Origin of the sequence: Nocardia sp. Root136 (genome assembly GCF_001427185.1) — a bacterium.
In the GTDB taxonomy this organism is placed as follows: domain Bacteria; phylum Actinomycetota; class Actinomycetes; order Mycobacteriales; family Mycobacteriaceae; genus Nocardia; species Nocardia salmonicida.
In genome coordinates this window covers 1-15,923 of the sequence record NZ_LMFE01000013.1, presented here as the reverse complement: position 1 = coordinate 15,923, position 15,923 = coordinate 1, and the positions used below count along the sequence as shown (strand labels likewise).

At 68.0% G+C, this 15,923-nt stretch carries 16 protein-coding genes and 1 pseudogene; 6 read left to right on the top strand and 11 right to left on the bottom strand.

The features are described 5' to 3' along the window. Positions 1-46: 46 nt before the first annotated feature. Positions 47-1,558, bottom strand: a complete 1,512-nt coding sequence (locus ASD42_RS34675) for an Rv0361 family membrane protein (protein ID WP_156677645.1) — start codon at positions 1,556-1,558, stop codon at positions 47-49. Positions 1,559-2,960: 1,402 nt separating this feature from the next. Here ASD42_RS34675 and ASD42_RS30760 point away from each other — a divergent pair. Then, complete coding sequence (locus tag ASD42_RS30760; RefSeq protein WP_056823365.1) at positions 2,961-3,395, top strand: DUF3151 domain-containing protein; 435 nt, start codon at positions 2,961-2,963, stop codon at positions 3,393-3,395. A 25-nt stretch (positions 3,396-3,420) separates the two neighbouring features. Then, complete coding sequence (locus ASD42_RS30755) at positions 3,421-4,587, top strand: FUSC family protein (protein WP_082844334.1); 1,167 nt, start codon at positions 3,421-3,423, stop codon at positions 4,585-4,587. 1 nt (position 4,588) lies between these two features. Here the strand turns inward: ASD42_RS30755 and ASD42_RS30750 are convergent, their stop codons facing one another. The 3 genes from ASD42_RS30750 to ASD42_RS30740 are packed head-to-tail and all read right to left on the bottom strand — an operon-like array spanning position 4,589 to position 6,898. Next, complete coding sequence (locus ASD42_RS30750) at positions 4,589-5,443, bottom strand: glycosyltransferase family 2 protein (RefSeq protein WP_056823363.1); 855 nt, start codon at positions 5,441-5,443, stop codon at positions 4,589-4,591. Between the two features lie 40 nt (positions 5,444-5,483). Then, on the bottom strand, positions 5,484-6,272 hold the full coding sequence (locus ASD42_RS30745) for a site-2 protease family protein (protein ID WP_056823361.1): 789 nt from the start codon (positions 6,270-6,272) through the stop codon (positions 5,484-5,486). After that, positions 6,269-6,898: a hypothetical protein gene (locus tag ASD42_RS30740; protein ID WP_082844335.1), complete on the bottom strand. Its 630-nt coding sequence runs from the start codon at positions 6,896-6,898 to the stop codon at positions 6,269-6,271. The genes ASD42_RS30745 and ASD42_RS30740 overlap by 4 nt, the downstream gene beginning before the upstream one ends. A gap of 265 nt (positions 6,899-7,163) precedes the next feature. Here ASD42_RS30740 and ASD42_RS30735 point away from each other — a divergent pair, with 265 nt between their 5' ends. Both ASD42_RS30735 and ASD42_RS30730 read left to right on the top strand, forming a co-directional pair. Then, a complete protein-coding gene (locus ASD42_RS30735; RefSeq protein ID WP_056823356.1) occupies positions 7,164-8,453 on the top strand; it encodes an adenylosuccinate synthase in 1,290 nt (429 codons plus the stop codon). A 206-nt stretch (positions 8,454-8,659) separates the two neighbouring features. After that, positions 8,660-8,953: a hypothetical protein gene (locus ASD42_RS30730; protein WP_056823353.1), complete on the top strand. Its 294-nt coding sequence runs from the start codon at positions 8,660-8,662 to the stop codon at positions 8,951-8,953. Here the strand turns inward: ASD42_RS30730 and ASD42_RS30725 are convergent, their stop codons facing one another. The 3 genes from ASD42_RS30725 to ASD42_RS30715 all read right to left on the bottom strand — a co-directional run bounded on the left by ASD42_RS30725 (position 8,954) and on the right by ASD42_RS30715 (position 10,810). Beyond that, the gene (locus ASD42_RS30725; protein ID WP_056823350.1) at positions 8,954-9,772 is read right to left on the bottom strand and encodes an alpha/beta fold hydrolase; all 819 of its coding nucleotides are present in this window, start codon (positions 9,770-9,772) and stop codon (positions 8,954-8,956) included. Between the two features lie 173 nt (positions 9,773-9,945). After that, positions 9,946-10,509: a methylated-DNA--[protein]-cysteine S-methyltransferase gene (locus ASD42_RS30720; protein ID WP_056824139.1), complete on the bottom strand. Its 564-nt coding sequence runs from the start codon at positions 10,507-10,509 to the stop codon at positions 9,946-9,948. A 37-nt stretch (positions 10,510-10,546) separates the two neighbouring features. Then, positions 10,547-10,810 carry a hypothetical protein gene (locus tag ASD42_RS30715; RefSeq protein ID WP_056823347.1) on the bottom strand — a complete coding sequence of 88 codons (264 nt, stop codon included), beginning with the start codon at positions 10,808-10,810 and terminating at the stop codon, positions 10,547-10,549. Positions 10,811-10,872: 62 nt separating this feature from the next. On the opposite strand from ASD42_RS30715, the gene yczR reads away from it, so the two are divergent. Beyond that, a complete protein-coding gene (gene yczR, locus ASD42_RS30710) occupies positions 10,873-12,372 on the top strand; it encodes a MocR-like transcription factor YczR (protein ID WP_056823344.1) in 1,500 nt (499 codons plus the stop codon). Here yczR and ASD42_RS30705 read toward each other — a convergent pair. After that, positions 12,359-12,730 carry a hypothetical protein gene (locus ASD42_RS30705; protein ID WP_056823342.1) on the bottom strand — a complete coding sequence of 124 codons (372 nt, stop codon included), beginning with the start codon at positions 12,728-12,730 and terminating at the stop codon, positions 12,359-12,361. The genes yczR and ASD42_RS30705 overlap by 14 nt on opposite strands. 78 nt (positions 12,731-12,808) lie before the next feature. Further along, positions 12,809-13,906, bottom strand: coding sequence for a CaiB/BaiF CoA transferase family protein (locus ASD42_RS30700; RefSeq protein WP_056823339.1), 1,098 nt, complete (start codon positions 13,904-13,906; stop codon positions 12,809-12,811). Between the two features lie 128 nt (positions 13,907-14,034). On the opposite strand from ASD42_RS30700, the gene ASD42_RS30695 reads away from it, so the two are divergent. Further along, on the top strand, positions 14,035-14,517 hold the full coding sequence (locus ASD42_RS30695; protein ID WP_056824136.1) for a DUF456 domain-containing protein: 483 nt from the start codon (positions 14,035-14,037) through the stop codon (positions 14,515-14,517). Position 14,518: 1 nt separating this feature from the next. Here the strand turns inward: ASD42_RS30695 and ASD42_RS30690 are convergent, their stop codons facing one another. Together ASD42_RS30690 and ASD42_RS30685 are read right to left on the bottom strand one after the other, a co-directional pair. Continuing rightward, a complete protein-coding gene (locus tag ASD42_RS30690; protein ID WP_056823336.1) occupies positions 14,519-15,367 on the bottom strand; it encodes an amidohydrolase family protein in 849 nt (282 codons plus the stop codon). Between the two features lie 36 nt (positions 15,368-15,403). Then, positions 15,404-15,923 (bottom strand): annotated as a pseudogene (locus ASD42_RS30685) (pyridine nucleotide-disulfide oxidoreductase); the annotation flags it as partial.

Sequence of the window (15,923 nt, the reverse complement as noted above, 5' to 3'; positions counted from 1 at the left end):
CCGTCATAGCAGGCAGAAGTGCCCACTAGGACGGGTCGACGCACGATCAGGGGGTACCCGCGGGGTCACACACCTTCCAGCTGCCGTCGGTGCGCTGCAGGTCGAACGTCCGCGCGGTCCGCTTCGACGGATCCGCCGAGGTGTACACCGTGGCCTGAGCCAGCGCCGTATCGCCGGTGATCCGCACCGCGTCCACACTGTCGACGACCGGGATGGAACCGCGCTCGGTCGAGACTTCGTGCACGCCCTTGAACTGTTCGGCGGTGATGCCCTGATAGAACGTGTGCAGCTCGCCGCACGTGCTCGCCCGCAGGTCCTCCAGGTCGCCGCTGCGCAGTGCGTCGGTGTAGTCCCCGATCACGGCCTTCACCTGACCCTCGGGCGAATCGTCCGTGCCGCCCATCAACGCCACGACTGTCGCGATCAAGGCGACGACCAGCACCGCGGCACCACCGGCGGCCAGCAGCCATTTCTTCGACTGCTTCGCGCCGGGTTCGGCGGGGGCCTCGCCCTGCGCCCCGATGCGCTGGGGCGGCGCGACCTGCCGCTGCCCCTCCGCCAACTGCTGCGCGGGTCTAGTGGGCTGAATGTCGGCAGGCGAAGGCGCCGATCCACCCGTCCGCTGCGGCGCACCCGGCCCGCGCGGCGGTGAAGGCTGAGTCTCTTCGACCCCCAGCTGCTCCGCACCGCGCGGACCCTGCGGGCCGGGGCCCGCCGGACCCTGCTGGCCGAGGCCCTGTTGTCCGGAGCCGACCGGCACCTGCTGCCCCGGTCCACCGGGCCTGGGGCCGACAGGTCCTTGCTGCGGACCGCGCGGCGGTCCCTGCTGACCCGGGCCCACCGGCCCGTGTTGCCCCGGACCGGCGGGGGACTGGCCCGGACCGGCGGGTCCGAGCTGGCCGGGCCCTGGCTGTCCGGCCTGCCGTGGTCCGGCCGGACCACGCGGCGTATTCGGCGGCGGAGTCATCGCGGGTCGTCCACCGGCGGGCGGCACCACCCGATCGGTCCCACCCGGACCGGCGGTCTTCGCCCGCTGTACCGGCATGGCGGTGGTCGGCGAATCCGCAGACGCCACCTTCATCGCCACGGTCTGATCCTCGGAAGAGGGGACGTTGCCCGTCGGCTTGCTCGTGCTGAACTTCTCTGTCGCCTCGACGTCGACCGGCTTGTCGTCCCGCGAGGCCGCCGCTGCAGTCTCGGACGAATCGGCCTCGGGCACTTCGGCCGAAGCGGCAGTCGGGTCTTCTTCGGGCTCTGCCGCCGGGGCAGCACTGCGAGCGGTCCCGGACTCCTTCGAGTCAGCCTCGGCCGCAGCCTTATCGGTGGCACTCGGGGGTGCACCGCCGTCCTGCACGCGAGTGCTGGAGTCGCCGTCGGCCTTCGGGTCCCGAGCTTCCGACGCCTCGTCGGATCCGTTGGTCCCTACCGCTACCGCGGCACCCGCGGCCGCACCGCCCGCCGCTGCGGCAACCGAGCCGAGGTCGGACTTGTCGCTCGGTGCGGAGGCATTGTCGTCCGTCGCGTCTGACGGGTCGATGGTGAGATCAGCCCGGCTCATCGCGGCCGTCGGTACATCCGCTTGAGCCGACTTCGCTTGGTCGCCACCCATTTTCACCGTGCGGTCATCCGCCGAACCACGTCCAGCCGCCGGACTCCGCCCGGGAATCGACATCGCGGTCGTCGGTGCGTCCGGGCCCGCGAGATCAGCGTCCTGCTCGGCACGAGGCGCGGAGCTCGGAGCGTCCGGCTTGCCGCCCTGATTCTTGCCGGGCAATCCCTTCGCCAGCCCGGCCAACGGCGACCCGGCCCCGGCCGAATCCCGCTCCGGTCCTTGCTCTCCCGACCGCCCCGCAGGCGCGTTCCCTTGCCGACCGGCCGGTGCCGGTCCGCTCGCACGCGGAGCGCCGCCCGGTCCGGCAGGACGCGGTCCCGCATTACCCGGCCCGCCTGGCTGCCGAGCGCCGGGCGCGCCCACAGGGCCGCCTCCTACTCGTGGTCCACCGGCTTGCGAGCCCGGTCCACCGTTGGGCCCGCGTCCACCGACTTGCGACGGCCCGCGTCCCGCTTGGGGTCCGTTCACCGGGCCCGGCCCACCGGCCGGAGCCCCGGGCCGTGGGCCACCCTGGCCCGGATGCTGTTGTGCACCAGGTGTGTTGCCCGGTCGACCCGAAAATTGCTGCGCGCCGGGCGCATTGCCCGGCTGTCCCGCGCCGGGGCCGCTACCCGGCCGCGAACCACCCGGCGTGAACCCTGGCCGACCCCAGGACTGCTGTGCCCCCGGACCCGAAGGCTGTTGTCCACCAGGCGTATTCCCCGGCCGCGCGGAGCCCTGCCCCACACCGGGTGCGGCGCCGCCCGGCCGTCCACCGGCGGGATTGCCCTGCGGAACCCGAGGTCCACCCTGCGGAGATCCGCCCGCATTGCCCTGTGCGCCTGCTCGAGGTCCATCCGCACCGGGGCCACCCGAGCGCTGCGGACCACCGGGCTGATCACCCTGCCCCGCGGCAGGCGGCGTCCCACCGGAACGAGCGTCCTGCACGCGCGCGGCATCATCGGGCTGACGCGGCAGATCCCCTCGCCGAATCACCACCGTCTGGTCCGCACTCACCGGCGGCTTCGTCGCGCGGTCCGGCTCGGTGACCGACTCCGGTGCGCCGGGAGGAGACGCGGACGAATCGTCACGCTGGCCGGGCGCGCCGGGACCGGCAGACTCTGCTGCCGGGTTGTTCTCGTCGGTCGGGTCGGACACCTCTGTACCCCTCGCTCAGGCTCGAACGTTGCACTCTGCGCTCAGCCTAATAGGCACGGACGCGAAGCGGTCCCAAGTCTCGCGCGCATGGCCGTAGCCACGCCCGGCAAACAGCTCCGAGTCGGGTGCGCATCGCGGGAACATGGCGCGTGGGGGGAGCGCTGCGGCGGGCCGGTCGGCGCCCGTCGGACCCTCGGTGCACAATGAACCCATGACCTCCTTCGGTGACCTGCTCGGACCGCAGCCGGTCCTCCTTCCCGAACTGACCGACGCCGAAGACGCCATTGCCGCGGGCACCGACCCCGTCGAGGTCGCCGCGCAATACCCGGCCGCATCGATCGCATGGGCCCAGCTGGCAGAGGCCGCTCTGAATCGCGCCGGTGGCGAGGTGAACCACGACACCGTCGCCGCATACGCTTTCGCCCGCACCGGCTACCACCGCGGCCTCGACCTGCTGCGTCGCAACGGCTGGAAGGGTTTCGGCCCCGTCCCGTGGAGCCACGAAGCCAACCAGGGCTTCCTGCGCAGCGTCGGCGCGCTGGCGAGCGCAGCGAAGACGATCGGCGAGACCGAGGAGTACGCACGCTGCCTCGACTTGCTCGAAGACTGCGATCCGCGTGCGGCGAGCGAACTCGGCCTGGACTGAGTCAGTGGTCGGGTCCGAGTCGTAGGTGAGCGAACACAGGCCATTCGTCGCCGTCGCCACTCCGGTGGTCGCGGCCGCCAAGGTCAGCACCGTCGGCCGGTACCGGGCGTCGATCGAGCGCCTGCGGCTCTCGGCGGTCCCGATCATCCAGTGCGCGCTCGGCGCCGCGCTGGCCTGGTTCATCGCCCACAACCTCATCGGCCACGTCGAACCGTTCTTCGCGCCGACCGCCGCGGTGGTCTCCATCGGCGTCTCGTTCGGTGCGCGAGTGCGCCGGTCGGTGGAGCTGGTGGTGGGTGTCGCGGTGGGCATCGGCATCGGTGACCTGTTCATCGCCCAGGTAGGCACCGGTGTCTGGCAGGTGGCCCTGGTGGTCGGCGGCGCTATGTCGGTGTCGGTCTTTCTCGGCAGCGGCGCGCTCATGACGATCCAGGCGGCTGGTTCGGCCGTGCTGGTCTCGACCTTGAATCAGGCGCCCGGCGCGGGCCCCAACCGCATGATCGACGCCTTGATCGGCGGACTCGTCGGCGTGCTGATGGTCGCGCTGATCCCGCTGCATCCGGTGCGCCGCGCCCGCGAACATGCCGCCGACGTGCTGTCGGTGATGAGTAAATCGATGATCACCTGCGCCGAGGGCCTGCTCGAACAGAACTCGACGAAGGTGTCCGACTCGCTGTCGGCGGTGCGCGACACCCAGCCCAAGATCGACGCTCTCCGCGACGCGCTCGCGGGCGGCCGTGAGATCAGCCGCATCTCACCGCTGTACTGGAATTCCCGAAAACGCTTGGAACGCATCCACAACGCGGCCGATCCACTCGACAACGCCGTCCGCAATACCCGTGTGCTGCTTCGCCGTTCGCTCACCCTCGTCCGCGACGACGAGGTCCTCGATCCGCGCTTGATCGACCTTCTCGACCAGTTGGGCCACGCCACCGACGTGGTCCGCAAGATGATGCTGGCCGACCCGGGCGAACAACCCGATCAGGCCGAAGCCCTCAAGTCGGTGCGCAGTGTCGCCAAAGGCGCCCGCCCCGAACTCGTTGTCGGGGCGGGATTGTCGGCGCACGTGGTGTTCGCGCAGCTTCGTTCGATCGTGGTGGATCTGATGGTGGTGTGTGGGATGCAGCGCATCTCGGCGATCGCCCTGCTCCCACCCACCGTGCCGAATCCGTATGTGACGCCCGAGGAGTGACTCAGTCGCCGACGGGGGAAACGCGCGGGCGTCCCGAACGCAGCGAGAAACGCTTGCGATCGAAATCCCACGCCCGGTAGATCGGCCACTGCGAGGTGTGCATGATCCAGGCGCCGGTGATCACCGCGCGATGGAACGGCACGACGGCGTAGCCCTGGTTGGCGATGGTCTGTAGGCCGCGCAGCTGGTATTTCCACCACACGCTCGGCGGGGTCTTGCGGCGGCGTGCGGAGATCTCGGCCCGCAACGTCGGCAGCTGGTCGATGCGCAGCTTCGCCTTCGAGAGGCACAGCGCCAGATCTAGGTCTTCGTGCAGGTCACGGCGGGTGGTGGTGGCCGAACGCACCTGCTCCCACGCCGAGCGCCGGATCGCCATATTGGCGCCGTGCACATTGCCGACGGGCTGGCTCTTGATCAGCCCGAGCCGCTCCTGGCCGCCGATCGCGGCGGCGAGGAAGATGCCGATCGGGGAGTCGTGATAGGTGCTGATACCGGTCACCGCCATGGTGTCCGGGTGGGAGTCGAGGTGGGCGCGCACGGTGGCGCCCCACTCGGGGGAGACGAGGGTGTCGGCGTCGATGCGGCCGAGGATATCGCCGCGCGCCTTGTCGAAACCGGTGTTGCGAGCGAACGCGACGCCGGGCTGCGGCTCGGAGATCAGTTCGATCTGGGGATGTCGAGCGGCTAGTTCGGCGACGATCTCGCGGGTGTCGTCGGTGCTGCCGTTGTCGACGACCACGATCTCATCGATCGCATCCTGGCTGACGAGGCGCTCGAGGCATGCGGCGATAACCGCTGCTTCGTCGAGTGTCGGGATAACGACGGACAGGACAGCGGACGATTCGGTAGAGCTCATACGCAATTTCCGTTCCAGGGTCGATTCTGACCCGAGGCTATCAACGCCAGAATCGGGTCAATTGGCCGCCGTACGCAGCCCACACCTCAGGTACCCCCGAAAGTTCGAACAATGCGTAAACACCGTTGAAGAACACCTGGTTGAGCGGCGTGAAGAAGATGACCGCGAACAGGATCAACATGCCGTACGGCTTGAACTGATCGAGTGAGCGCCGCGTCTGGTAGCTCAGCGACGGCTCGATGATCCCGTAGCCGTCCAGCCCCGGCACCGGAAGAACGTTCAGCAGAAACGCGGTGATCTGCAAAAACGCCAGAAAACTGAGCCCGCACCAGAACGCGGCATGCTCGGTGACCGATCCGAAAGCCCGGATCACGATCAGCAGCACCACCGCGCACAGCGCGTTCGACGCCGGCCCGACCGCGCTCACCAGGCGCTGCACACTCGTCTTGAACCGTGTCGTGTCGACATACACCGCGCCGCCGGGCAAACCGATCCCGCCGAGCGCGATGAACACCAGCGGCAGGCCGATCGACAGCACCGGGTGGCTGTACTTCAGCGGATTCAGCGTGAGATACCCACGCACCTCCACCTCGTGATCGCCCGCTCGCCACGCCACGTACGCGTGGGAGAACTCGTGCAGGCACAAACTGATGATCCAGCCGAACACCACGAGCAGGAACACGCCGACCTTGGCGCGCACCGAGTCGATGTCGGCCTCCCAGGCGAGTGCACCGCCGCCCACGGTGATCAGCACGATCAGCAGGAAAACCGGGCTCGGCCGAACCGCGCTGTGCCCGGACCGCCGTTCCGAGGGGAAGGAGTAAGTCATCGCACCAGTAACCAGGGTTGTTCGAATCGATAGAACGTCGAGCGGGGAACGGTGCGTTCGGCGGTGATCCCGTCGCGAGTGACCACGGCCCGCGGCGTGCCGAGTTGGGCGGCGCGACCGGAAACCCAGGTGCGCTTGCGCAGACCTTTACGCACTCGCGCGCGGACGCCCGGCATGGTCATCGTCGGCGAGATCAGCATCGTGGTGACCTTGCCGGTGAACAGCAGCGTGTCGTCGACATAGGCTTCGCCTTCGAGCTTCTCGCCGTCGACGCCGGTGATGCTCGCGCGCCCGACCAGCACGGTGCCGGTGTCGTCGCGGATCAGCGGCGTCTCGATCGCCCGGCCCGCTACCGCTCGCTTCGCGGCGCCGTTCCCGGTTCCGGTCTGATAGACCCGCGAGGCGTAGGTGGTATCGACGGGCACGAAACCGACTTCGACGTGCAACCGCTCGGTGCGCATCAAATGGGTGAGCACGGCGGCGAGCGAGGCATCGTCGCCGAGCACGATCAGGCGCGGGAGGCTGTCGGCGGCCAGCACCGGCAGCAGCTCATCGATCACCGCGACATCGGGCACCCGCCCGGTCTGGGTATTGGGTAACGAGGAGAGGGCGATCGGGACCGGCATTTCACCGCATCGGAGAACATGGGTACTCAAACTGCGGTACACCCTCCTCGGTCACGCAAACTCACTGCCGACTGGTAACCGTAACCGATCAGGGCAGGTGCGGTAGGGCGGGGTCGGCGCGCTCCGCAGGGCAGGTCGACAGGACCTGATCAGGCGTCGGCTAGACTGTGTCTCCGGCCGCCGCCTCAGTGTTAGACGCGCCAGCGTCTACGGCAGGTAGCTGCAGTGCCGCGTGCGCTGCCGTCGATCTGTAGGAGACTCCGAAATGCCGGCAATCGTCCTCATCGGTGCCCAATGGGGCGACGAGGGTAAGGGCAAAGCTACAGACCTGCTCGGTGAGCGGTTGCAGTGGGTGGTCCGATACCAGGGCGGCAACAACGCCGGTCACACGGTAGTTCTCCCCAATGGCGACAAGTTCGCGCTGCACCTGATTCCGTCCGGCATCCTCACCCCTGGCGTCAAGAACGTCATCGGTAACGGAGTCGTCGTCGACCCCGGCGTGCTGCTCGAAGAACTCGCCGGTCTGGAAGAGCGCGGAGTCGATACCTCCGGCCTGCTGCTCTCCGCGGACGCGCACCTGATCATGCCGTACCACGTGGCCATCGATAAGGTCACCGAACGCTTCCTCGGCAACCGCAAGATCGGCACCACCGGTCGCGGTATCGGCCCCTGCTACCAGGACAAGGTCGCTCGCGTCGGCGTCCGCGTGGCGGATGTGCTCGACGAGAAGATCCTCACCCAGAAGGTCGAGGCCGCCCTGGAGTTCAAGAACCAGGTGCTGGTCAAGATCTACAACCGCCGCGCGCTCGATCCGCAGCAGGTGGTGGACGAGGTGCTCGAGCAGGCCGAATCGTTCAAGCACCGCATCTCCGACACCCGGCTCGAGCTGAACCTGGCGCTCGAGCGCGGCGACACCGTGCTGCTGGAAGGCTCGCAGGGCACGCTGCTCGATGTCGACCACGGCACCTATCCGTTCGTCACCTCGTCCAACCCGACCGCGGGTGGGGCCGCGGTGGGTTCGGGCATCGGTCCGAACAAGATCGACACGGTGCTCGGCATCCTGAAGTGCTACACCACCCGCGTCGGCTCCGGCCCGTTCCCGACCGAGCTGTTCGACAACTTCGGTGAGTTCCTGGCCAAGAACGGCGGCGAGGTCGGTGTCACCACCGGTCGTGCGCGGCGCTGTGGTTGGTTCGACGCGGTGATCAGCCGGTACGCCACCCGCGTCAACGGCGTCACCGACTACTTCCTCACCAAGCTGGACGTGCTGTCCGGCCTGGACACGGTGCCGATCTGCGTGGCCTACGAGGTCGACGGCAAGCGGGTCGAGCAGATGCCCACCACGCAGACCGGGTTCCATCACGCCAAGCCGATCTACGAGGAGCTGCCGGGTTGGTGGGAGGACATCTCCCATGCCCGCACCTTCGAGGAGCTGCCCGCCAACGCTCAGGCGTATGTGCTGCGGCTCGAAGAGCTGTCGGGTGCGCGGATCTCGTGCATCGGAGTGGGTCCGGGTCGCGACCAGACGATCGTTCGCCACGACGTGCTCGCGTGATGTGAGACCGAAGAACTAGCCAGAGGTCCGGTGCCGGTTTACGGCACCGGACCTTTGTTTTGGGCGGGGTGCCGGACATCTATTCGCTATCAATGTGTGGCATCCGCGGTCGCGGGTGGCATGCTCGGCAGCGGTTACGGCGCCACTCTCTGACAGTCGAACGTTCGCCGGGTAGCGTCGAGACGGGTTTCGGAGGGAGGTGGACGATGGCGATGCGTGGTGTTTTCGCCGCGGCGGCGTTGCTCGCGCTTGCGGTGCTACCGGGATGCGCCGCGCCGGACGCCCCCGCCCCCTCGCCCAGTATCGCACCGGTGACTTCGGTGTTGCCGCCCGCGCAGACGCTGGCCCCCTCGCAACAGCGCAACGAGCGCATTCGCGGGATGCTCTACAGTGCCGGTTGTACGAGTAACAGCTGCGTTCAGGCCTACTTCGCCTGTATGGACGGTTACCTCACCGGTGAGCCGTGCCAGTTCTTCCGCGACCACCCACCGCCGCCCTGATCACCTTGTGCGGGTGAGGAATTCGCCGACAGCGGGGGCGAGAAGCGAGACCTTCGGGTTGTGACTCACCCCGGAGAGCTCGGCGAACTCCGCCTTCGGCAGCACAGCGGCCGCGGCCTTCGACCCCTTGATGAGCAGTGGCGCGGTGCGCTCGCCCGCGAGGACGAGCACCGGAACCTCGACACCCTGCCAATCGGCCGGATCCAGCTTCTTGCCCTGCATGTACGGCTTCATCACCGCCCAGTCGTGGGCTGTCGAATTCGAGGTTGCCGCAAGCGTTTTCCAGAATGGCGTCACCCGCATCGCCGCCACCATGAGCAACGGCATCCCCATCGCCTTTGTCATGTAGTACCGCACGGTCTTCCCACGCTCACCCGCGGCGATCATCGGATGGAGCTTGACTTCCAGATCCTTCGGCGGCACATGGCCTTTCGTGTCGACCACGAACGGGGGCTCGAAAGCCACCACCTCGGTGACGCCCGGTACCGACTGCGCGGCCAGCAGCGCGAGCGCGGCGCCGGAGGACCAGCCGAACAGCGCCGCCTTCCCGCCCTCGGCCTCGACCAGCGCCGCGATATCGGCGACCTCGTTGGCCGCGTCGTACACACCGGGAGAGTCCGTGCTGTCGCCACGTCCGCGCCGGTCGTAGTTCAGCACCGTCAGTCCGTAATCGTCGGCCAGCGCCTGCGCGAGTTCGACCATCGTCGGGAACTCGCGGTAGCTGAAGGCTCCACCGATCAGGATCACGGTCCCGGCCGTCCCCTCGCCGATCCGGTCGTAGGCAATCGTGGTGCCGTCGGCCGACGTCACAGTATGCATGGGGAATTCCTCTCGATAACGGGCCGCCGCGCTCGACGGTACGCGATCGCCTCGACCGCAGGTCCGCGCGGGTTTCGCGGACCCGGCAGTTCACCACCAGCCGGGCGAGTTCGATCTTGCTCGTTGAGACGGTGGCCGCCGAGAGAATTCATCGGTCGCGACCTGGACGCCGATCAGAACAACATCGGCTCGCCGAAACCCGGCGTCCGTTCGATCTCCAACAGCCGCGCTTTGGTGCCGATCCCGCCCGGCGCCGAGAACCCGTGCAATGCGTGATCGGCCGCGAGCACTCGGTGGCACGGAATGATGAGCGGCACCGGATTGCGTCCCAATGCTTGCCCGACGGCTTGCGCGGAGCCTGGAGCGCCGATACGGCTCGCGATATCGCCATAGCTGAGCGTGTGACCTGGGTCGATGTCGCGCGTCACCGCGTACACCGCGCGATGGAATTCCGGCACACCCCGCAGATCCACCTCGATCCAGCGCAGCGAATCGAGCGCCCCGTCGAGGTGGGCGCGGATTCCCGCGATCGCCTCGACGATCACGGGCCCCGGCGCGCTCTCCGGCACCACGGACCCGTCGAACGGCCGGGTGATCCGCGCGAGGGTCTCCTCCTCGCTGGCCTCCGGCAGCTGGAACCGGACAACGGAATCACCGTGCCAGGCGATCGCGCACAGCCCGATAGCGGTGTCGAACAGTGCCGAGACCACCGTCTCGGTCTGCGTCGAGTCACTCATGATCACAGTGTGCGCCGACCCACCGACAAAGACACGCTCACGCGGCGAGCGACCCCGGCTGCGTGTCCGCCGAGCCATTGTTAAGGCCAGTTTCGGGTAACTGGACTGCCTTGTCGTCGACCTCGTGCGCCCGCATCGCATCGAGATCCCGGTAGAGCCGTTGCTCGTCGTAGGTGCCGAAAGCCCGGTCATGCGGCAGATATTGGAAGGGCCAGAACGGCAGCTCGCCCTTCTTGGGCGAGAAATGGTAGACCGCCAACCCGAAGGCAACGGCAACGGCGAGGGCGAGAAAAGTGGTCATGTCAGTAAGAATCCACCCACTGGCCTTGCTTAGAAATATCCACTTAGGGAATACTGGACTTTATGGCGACAAGAGTGATCGGCGCGGCAGGCTTGGCTCGCGACCTCGGACGGTGGCGTGACCCGGAAACCGACGGCGATGCCGAACGTCGCCCGCACCGGCCCGCCTACCTGGCCTTGGCCGAGGCCATCCGGCTGCTGATCCACGACGGTCGCGCCCCGCTCGGCGTCGCGCTGCCCAGCGAGCGCGATCTGGCGGGCACGCTCGGCGTCAGCCGCACCACCATCACCTCCACGTATTCGCTGCTACGTGAACACGGCTACCTGATCAGCCGCCAGGGGTCGCGCAGCACGGTCGCGCTACCGCCCGCGATCCAGCACGACGGCGCGAAGCCGAGCCGCGGCATCATGGCCCTGATGGCGCAGCCGGAACTGCCGACCATCGACATGACCTACGCCGCGATGCCCGCTTCCCCTGAACTGCACGATGCGTATTCCATCGCGCTGCAAGGGATTCCGTCCTACCTCGGTACCCACGGCATGGACCCGGTCGGCATTCTCGCGCTGCGCGAAGCGCTGGCCCGTCGCTACACCGCCCGTGGCCTGCCGACGGAACCGGAACAGATCCTGGTGACTCTCGGTGCGCAACACGGACTTCGGCTGCTCCTCAACGTGCTCGCCTCGCCGGGCGCGCGAGTGCTGATCGAGCACCCGTCCTACCCGAACGCCATCGAAGCCATTCGCGATGTCGGCGCCCGCCCCATCCCGATCCCGCTGCGACCCGAATTCCCCGACGCCGGTTGGGATCTCGAAGGTCTGCGCAGCACCGCGAGGCAGACCGCCGCCACCCTCGCCTATTTGGTTCCCGACTTCAACAACCCCACCGGTCTGCTGCTGAACGCCGAAGGGCGCGCCGAACTGGCCGCCATCGCTCGTGACACCAGGATGACCGTCGTCGTCGACGAGTCGATGGGCGAACTGAACCTGTCGGACGGGACGATGCCCCCGCCGGTCGCCGCGTTCGCGAAAGGCTCCGAGATCGTCACGATCGGTTCGGCGTCGAAGTCGTTCTGGGGTGGCCTGCGCGTCGGCTGGATCCGCACCAATCAGCCCCTGATCGCCAAGCTGCTCGGCATCCGCTCCACCGTCGACCTCGGCACTCCGGTGATGGACCAGCTCGCCACCGTCCACCTGCTCGAGAACGCCGAACCGATCCTCGAACGCCGCCGCGAACAGCTACGCACCCAGCGCACCGCTCTGCTCGACGCCGTCGCCGAAGACCTCCCCGGCTGGCACATCGCGGTCGGCGCGGGCGGCATGTCGGTGTGGGCCCAGCTGCCGAGCCCGGTCTCCACCGCACTGGCCGCCACCGCCCCCAATCACGGTGTACTACTCGCCGCCGGGCCACGTTTCGGCGTCCAGGGCGCCTTCGAACGTTTCGTCCGACTGCCCTACACCCATCCCGCGGCCGACCTGCGTATCGCCGTCAAATCCATCGCCGCCGCCTACGACGCCCTCACCCCGCGCGCCGCCGACCCGCTCCAACCGCTCACCTGCTACTGAACGCGCACGGGTTGTGCCCGGTGGACGCGGGCTCCGGGCGGACGGTCTCGTACCCCGCCCCGAACATGAACAGCACCGCGAGTACCGAACTCACCGCCGTCAACGGCACCGCGACGGCGCTGCGTTCGGACGGATAGCGGAACAACAGCACCAGCAGACACAGCAGCGAGATCGCGGCGGCCAGCAGTAGCCCGGTCGCGAGCCCGTTCAGCACGGTCACCATCACCGGCACCGGCGCCTCGGTGTGGCAATGGGTTTCGGCGATCTGCGCTCTACGGGTGTCGAACAATCCCTCGGCCATGATGAAGCACAGCACCGCGGCGCCGAAGGTGGTGACCGCGATGAGGGCGGCGAGCACCTTCGGTGGCGTTCGATCGGTTCGGATCCTCGGCCTGTCGTCGATAGTGGAAAACTTTACCGACGACAGGCCGACAAATCAGTCAGCCCAGACCGTTTCGATCGGTGTCGCGACGTTCGGCGGGGGAGTGGGCGTGCCGCCCGGCGTGCGCGAGAACCGCGGCGCCGGCGCGTGCTGCACCACACCGTCGATCTCGATCAGGCCGGTACGGGCCACGATATGCGGGTTCTCGGTGGCCTCGGTGAAGGTCAGCACGGGCGTGGTGCAGGCGTCGGTGCCGTCGAAGATCGCGGCCCACTCGTCGCGGGTCTTCGTCAGGAACTTGTCGGTGAACAACTTGCGCAGCTGCTCCTGACCGTTCGGGTCGATCTGCATCGGCAGACCTTCCGGGTCGATCTCCAGCCCCGCCAGCAGCTCGGCGTAGAACTGCGGCTCGATCGCGCCGACGGCCATGTACTTGCCGTCGGAGGTCTCGTAGGTGTCGTAGAACGCCATGCCGGTATCGAGCAGGTTGGTGCCGCGCTCGTCGGACCACAGGCCGACCCCGCGCATGCCCCAGATCATGTGCGAAAGGGAAAGCGCCCCATCGATCATCGCGGCGTCGATCACCTGGCCCTTGCCGGAACTCTGCCGCTCCACCAGCGCGGCGAGCACGCCGAACACCAGGAACATCGAGCCGCCGCCGAAGTCGCCGACCATGTTCAGCGGCGGTACCGGCCGCTCGCCCTTGCGCCCGATGGCATTGAGCACGCCGGTGAGCGAGATGTAGTTGATGTCGTGTCCCGCGCGATCGGCGAGCGGGCCGTGCTGGCCCCAGCCGGTCATCCGGCCGTACACCAGGCGCGGGTTGCGGGCCAGCACATCGTCGGGCCCGAGGCCCATGCGCTCGGTGACACCGGGACGGAAGCCCTCGAGCAGCACGTCGGCCTTCTCGACCAGGTCGAGGATCTTGGCGACGTCGGCGGGGTCCTTCAGATTCGCCTCGACGATCGTTCGCCCACGCCACTGCGGGCGCTCCATGAAGCCGGGCAGCTGGTTCGGGCGCTGCACGCGCACCACGTCGGCGCCGAGGTCGGCCAGTAGTAGCGCGGCGTGCGGGCCAGGCCCGATGCCTGCCAACTCGATGACCTTGATGCCCGCAAGGGGCCCCTGCTTGGCGGTGGACTCCGTGCTCACGCGGTGACCTCAGTTCGTTGTCGAACGGTATTGACACTTTGACAATAGCGTTGGGGTGGCGGCTCGGGTAGAGCATGGGCGAGAATTCGCACGAGCGCGACTCGGCGCGGCAACGGGAGGACCCGGTAGTGGGCGTGTGGGGTGAGGTCCTTGTCGGCCTCGTCATTCTGGTCGGCATCGTCGGCGTGATCGTTCCGATTCTGCCGGGGGTGATCCTCATCTTCGCGGCGATCGCGGTGTGGGCGTTCATGACCGGCGGCGCGACGGCCTGGACAGTGCTCGCGGTCGCGACCGTCGCGCTGGTGCTCTCCGGCGTCGTGAAGTACACCTGGCCGGGAAAGCGGATGCGCGAAGCCGGGGTGTCGAACCGTGCGCTGCTGGTCGGTGGGGTGCTCGGCATCGTCGGCTTCTTCGTGATCCCGATCGTCGGCCTGTTCATCGGCTTCGTGCTCGGCGTCTACCTGGCCGAGCTGTACCGCTTGAAGACCAACGACCTGGCGTGGCCCGCGACGGTGCACGCGCTCAAGGGCGTCGGCCTGTCGATGCTGGTGGAGCTGTTCGGCGCGCTGATCGCCGTCGGCGTATGGCTCACCGGCGCGATGGTGAGCTGATCTATTCGATCACCGGCAGCGGGCGGGTGTGCTCGTCCGCACCGGGCAGTTGGTTGCGCGGGATCGGAATGGTCGGGTTCTCGGCACGCGGGAGCGGCACCGGCTCGCGGCGAACCGCGGGCAGCCGGTAGAACTCGCGGGCGTTGTCCTCGAGGACCGCGTGCATATCCGCGCCGACCACCTGGCAGATCAGGTCCACATCGCGCTCCTCGAACGGTCTACCGGCGCGCGTGCCGGGCAGATCGCTGCCGAACATCAACGCACCCGGGTTGACCGTGTGGATGCGACGCAGGGTCTCGGCCACATCCATCTCGACCCGCCCGAACCCGGTCGCCTTCACCCTGGCGCCGCGGTCGACCAGGTCGAGCAGGTACGGCAGACCCTCCTCGGACATACCGAGATGGTCGATCGAGAGCGCGGGCAGTTTCGAGATCACCGGTTGCAGCGAGGCCAACATCTGACCGTCGATGTAGAGCTCGACGTGCCAACCCGCCAGTTCGTACGCGCGCAACGCCTGCAACGTCATCTCGGTGATGTCGGCGGCGGCGCGCTTGAGATTGAACCGCAGGGCTCGCACGCCGGCTCGGTCCAGCTCGAGGATCTCGTCGTCGGTGGCATCGAGATCGAGTCGGGTCACGCCGACCCAGTCGGGGCCGAGCGCGGACAGCGCTGCCTTCAGATACGTCTGATCAGCGCCTTGGAAAGACGCGCTGACGACAGCACCGCCGCGAACCTCGAAGTGCGCCATACGCTTTCGATAGTCATCGATCACGTAGGGCTCGGGTAGATAGCCTTCGTTCTCGATCAGCGGAAACCGCGGATCGATGATGTGGACGTGGGCATCGAACACCAGTACAGAATGCCCTATCTCGGGAGCGGCGGCAGCTCAGGCCTTGTTCGGCTCGGACGCGCGCAGCATGTCCTCGCGCTCGACGACCTTCACGCGCTCACGGCCTTCGGGCTCACCGAGGGCGCGCTCGTGGGCGTCGAGGCGGTACCAGCCCGCCCACGTGGTGAACGGGATGCCCTTGCCCTCGAGGAACTCGGTGACGGCGTCGAGCTCGGGCTTCGGCGCGGGGGCGAAGCCCTTGGCGTCGTCGAGCAGGCAGGCGATGGTCTCGTTGGCGTCGCCCTTGGTGTGGCCGATGAGGCCGACCGGGCCGCGCTTGATCCAGCCGGTCACGTAGGTGGCAGGCATGAACCGGGCGTCGCCCTCGGCGGTGTCGTCGGAGATCACGCGGCCTGCCTCGTTGGGCACCGTGCCCGCCTGATCGTCGAACGGCAGCTGGGTGACGTTCTGCGAGAGGTAGCCGACGGCGCGGTACACGGCCTGGATGTCCCAGTCGGTGAAGTCGCCGGTGCCCTTGACGTTGCCGGTGCCGTCGAGCTGGGTGCGTTCGGTCTTC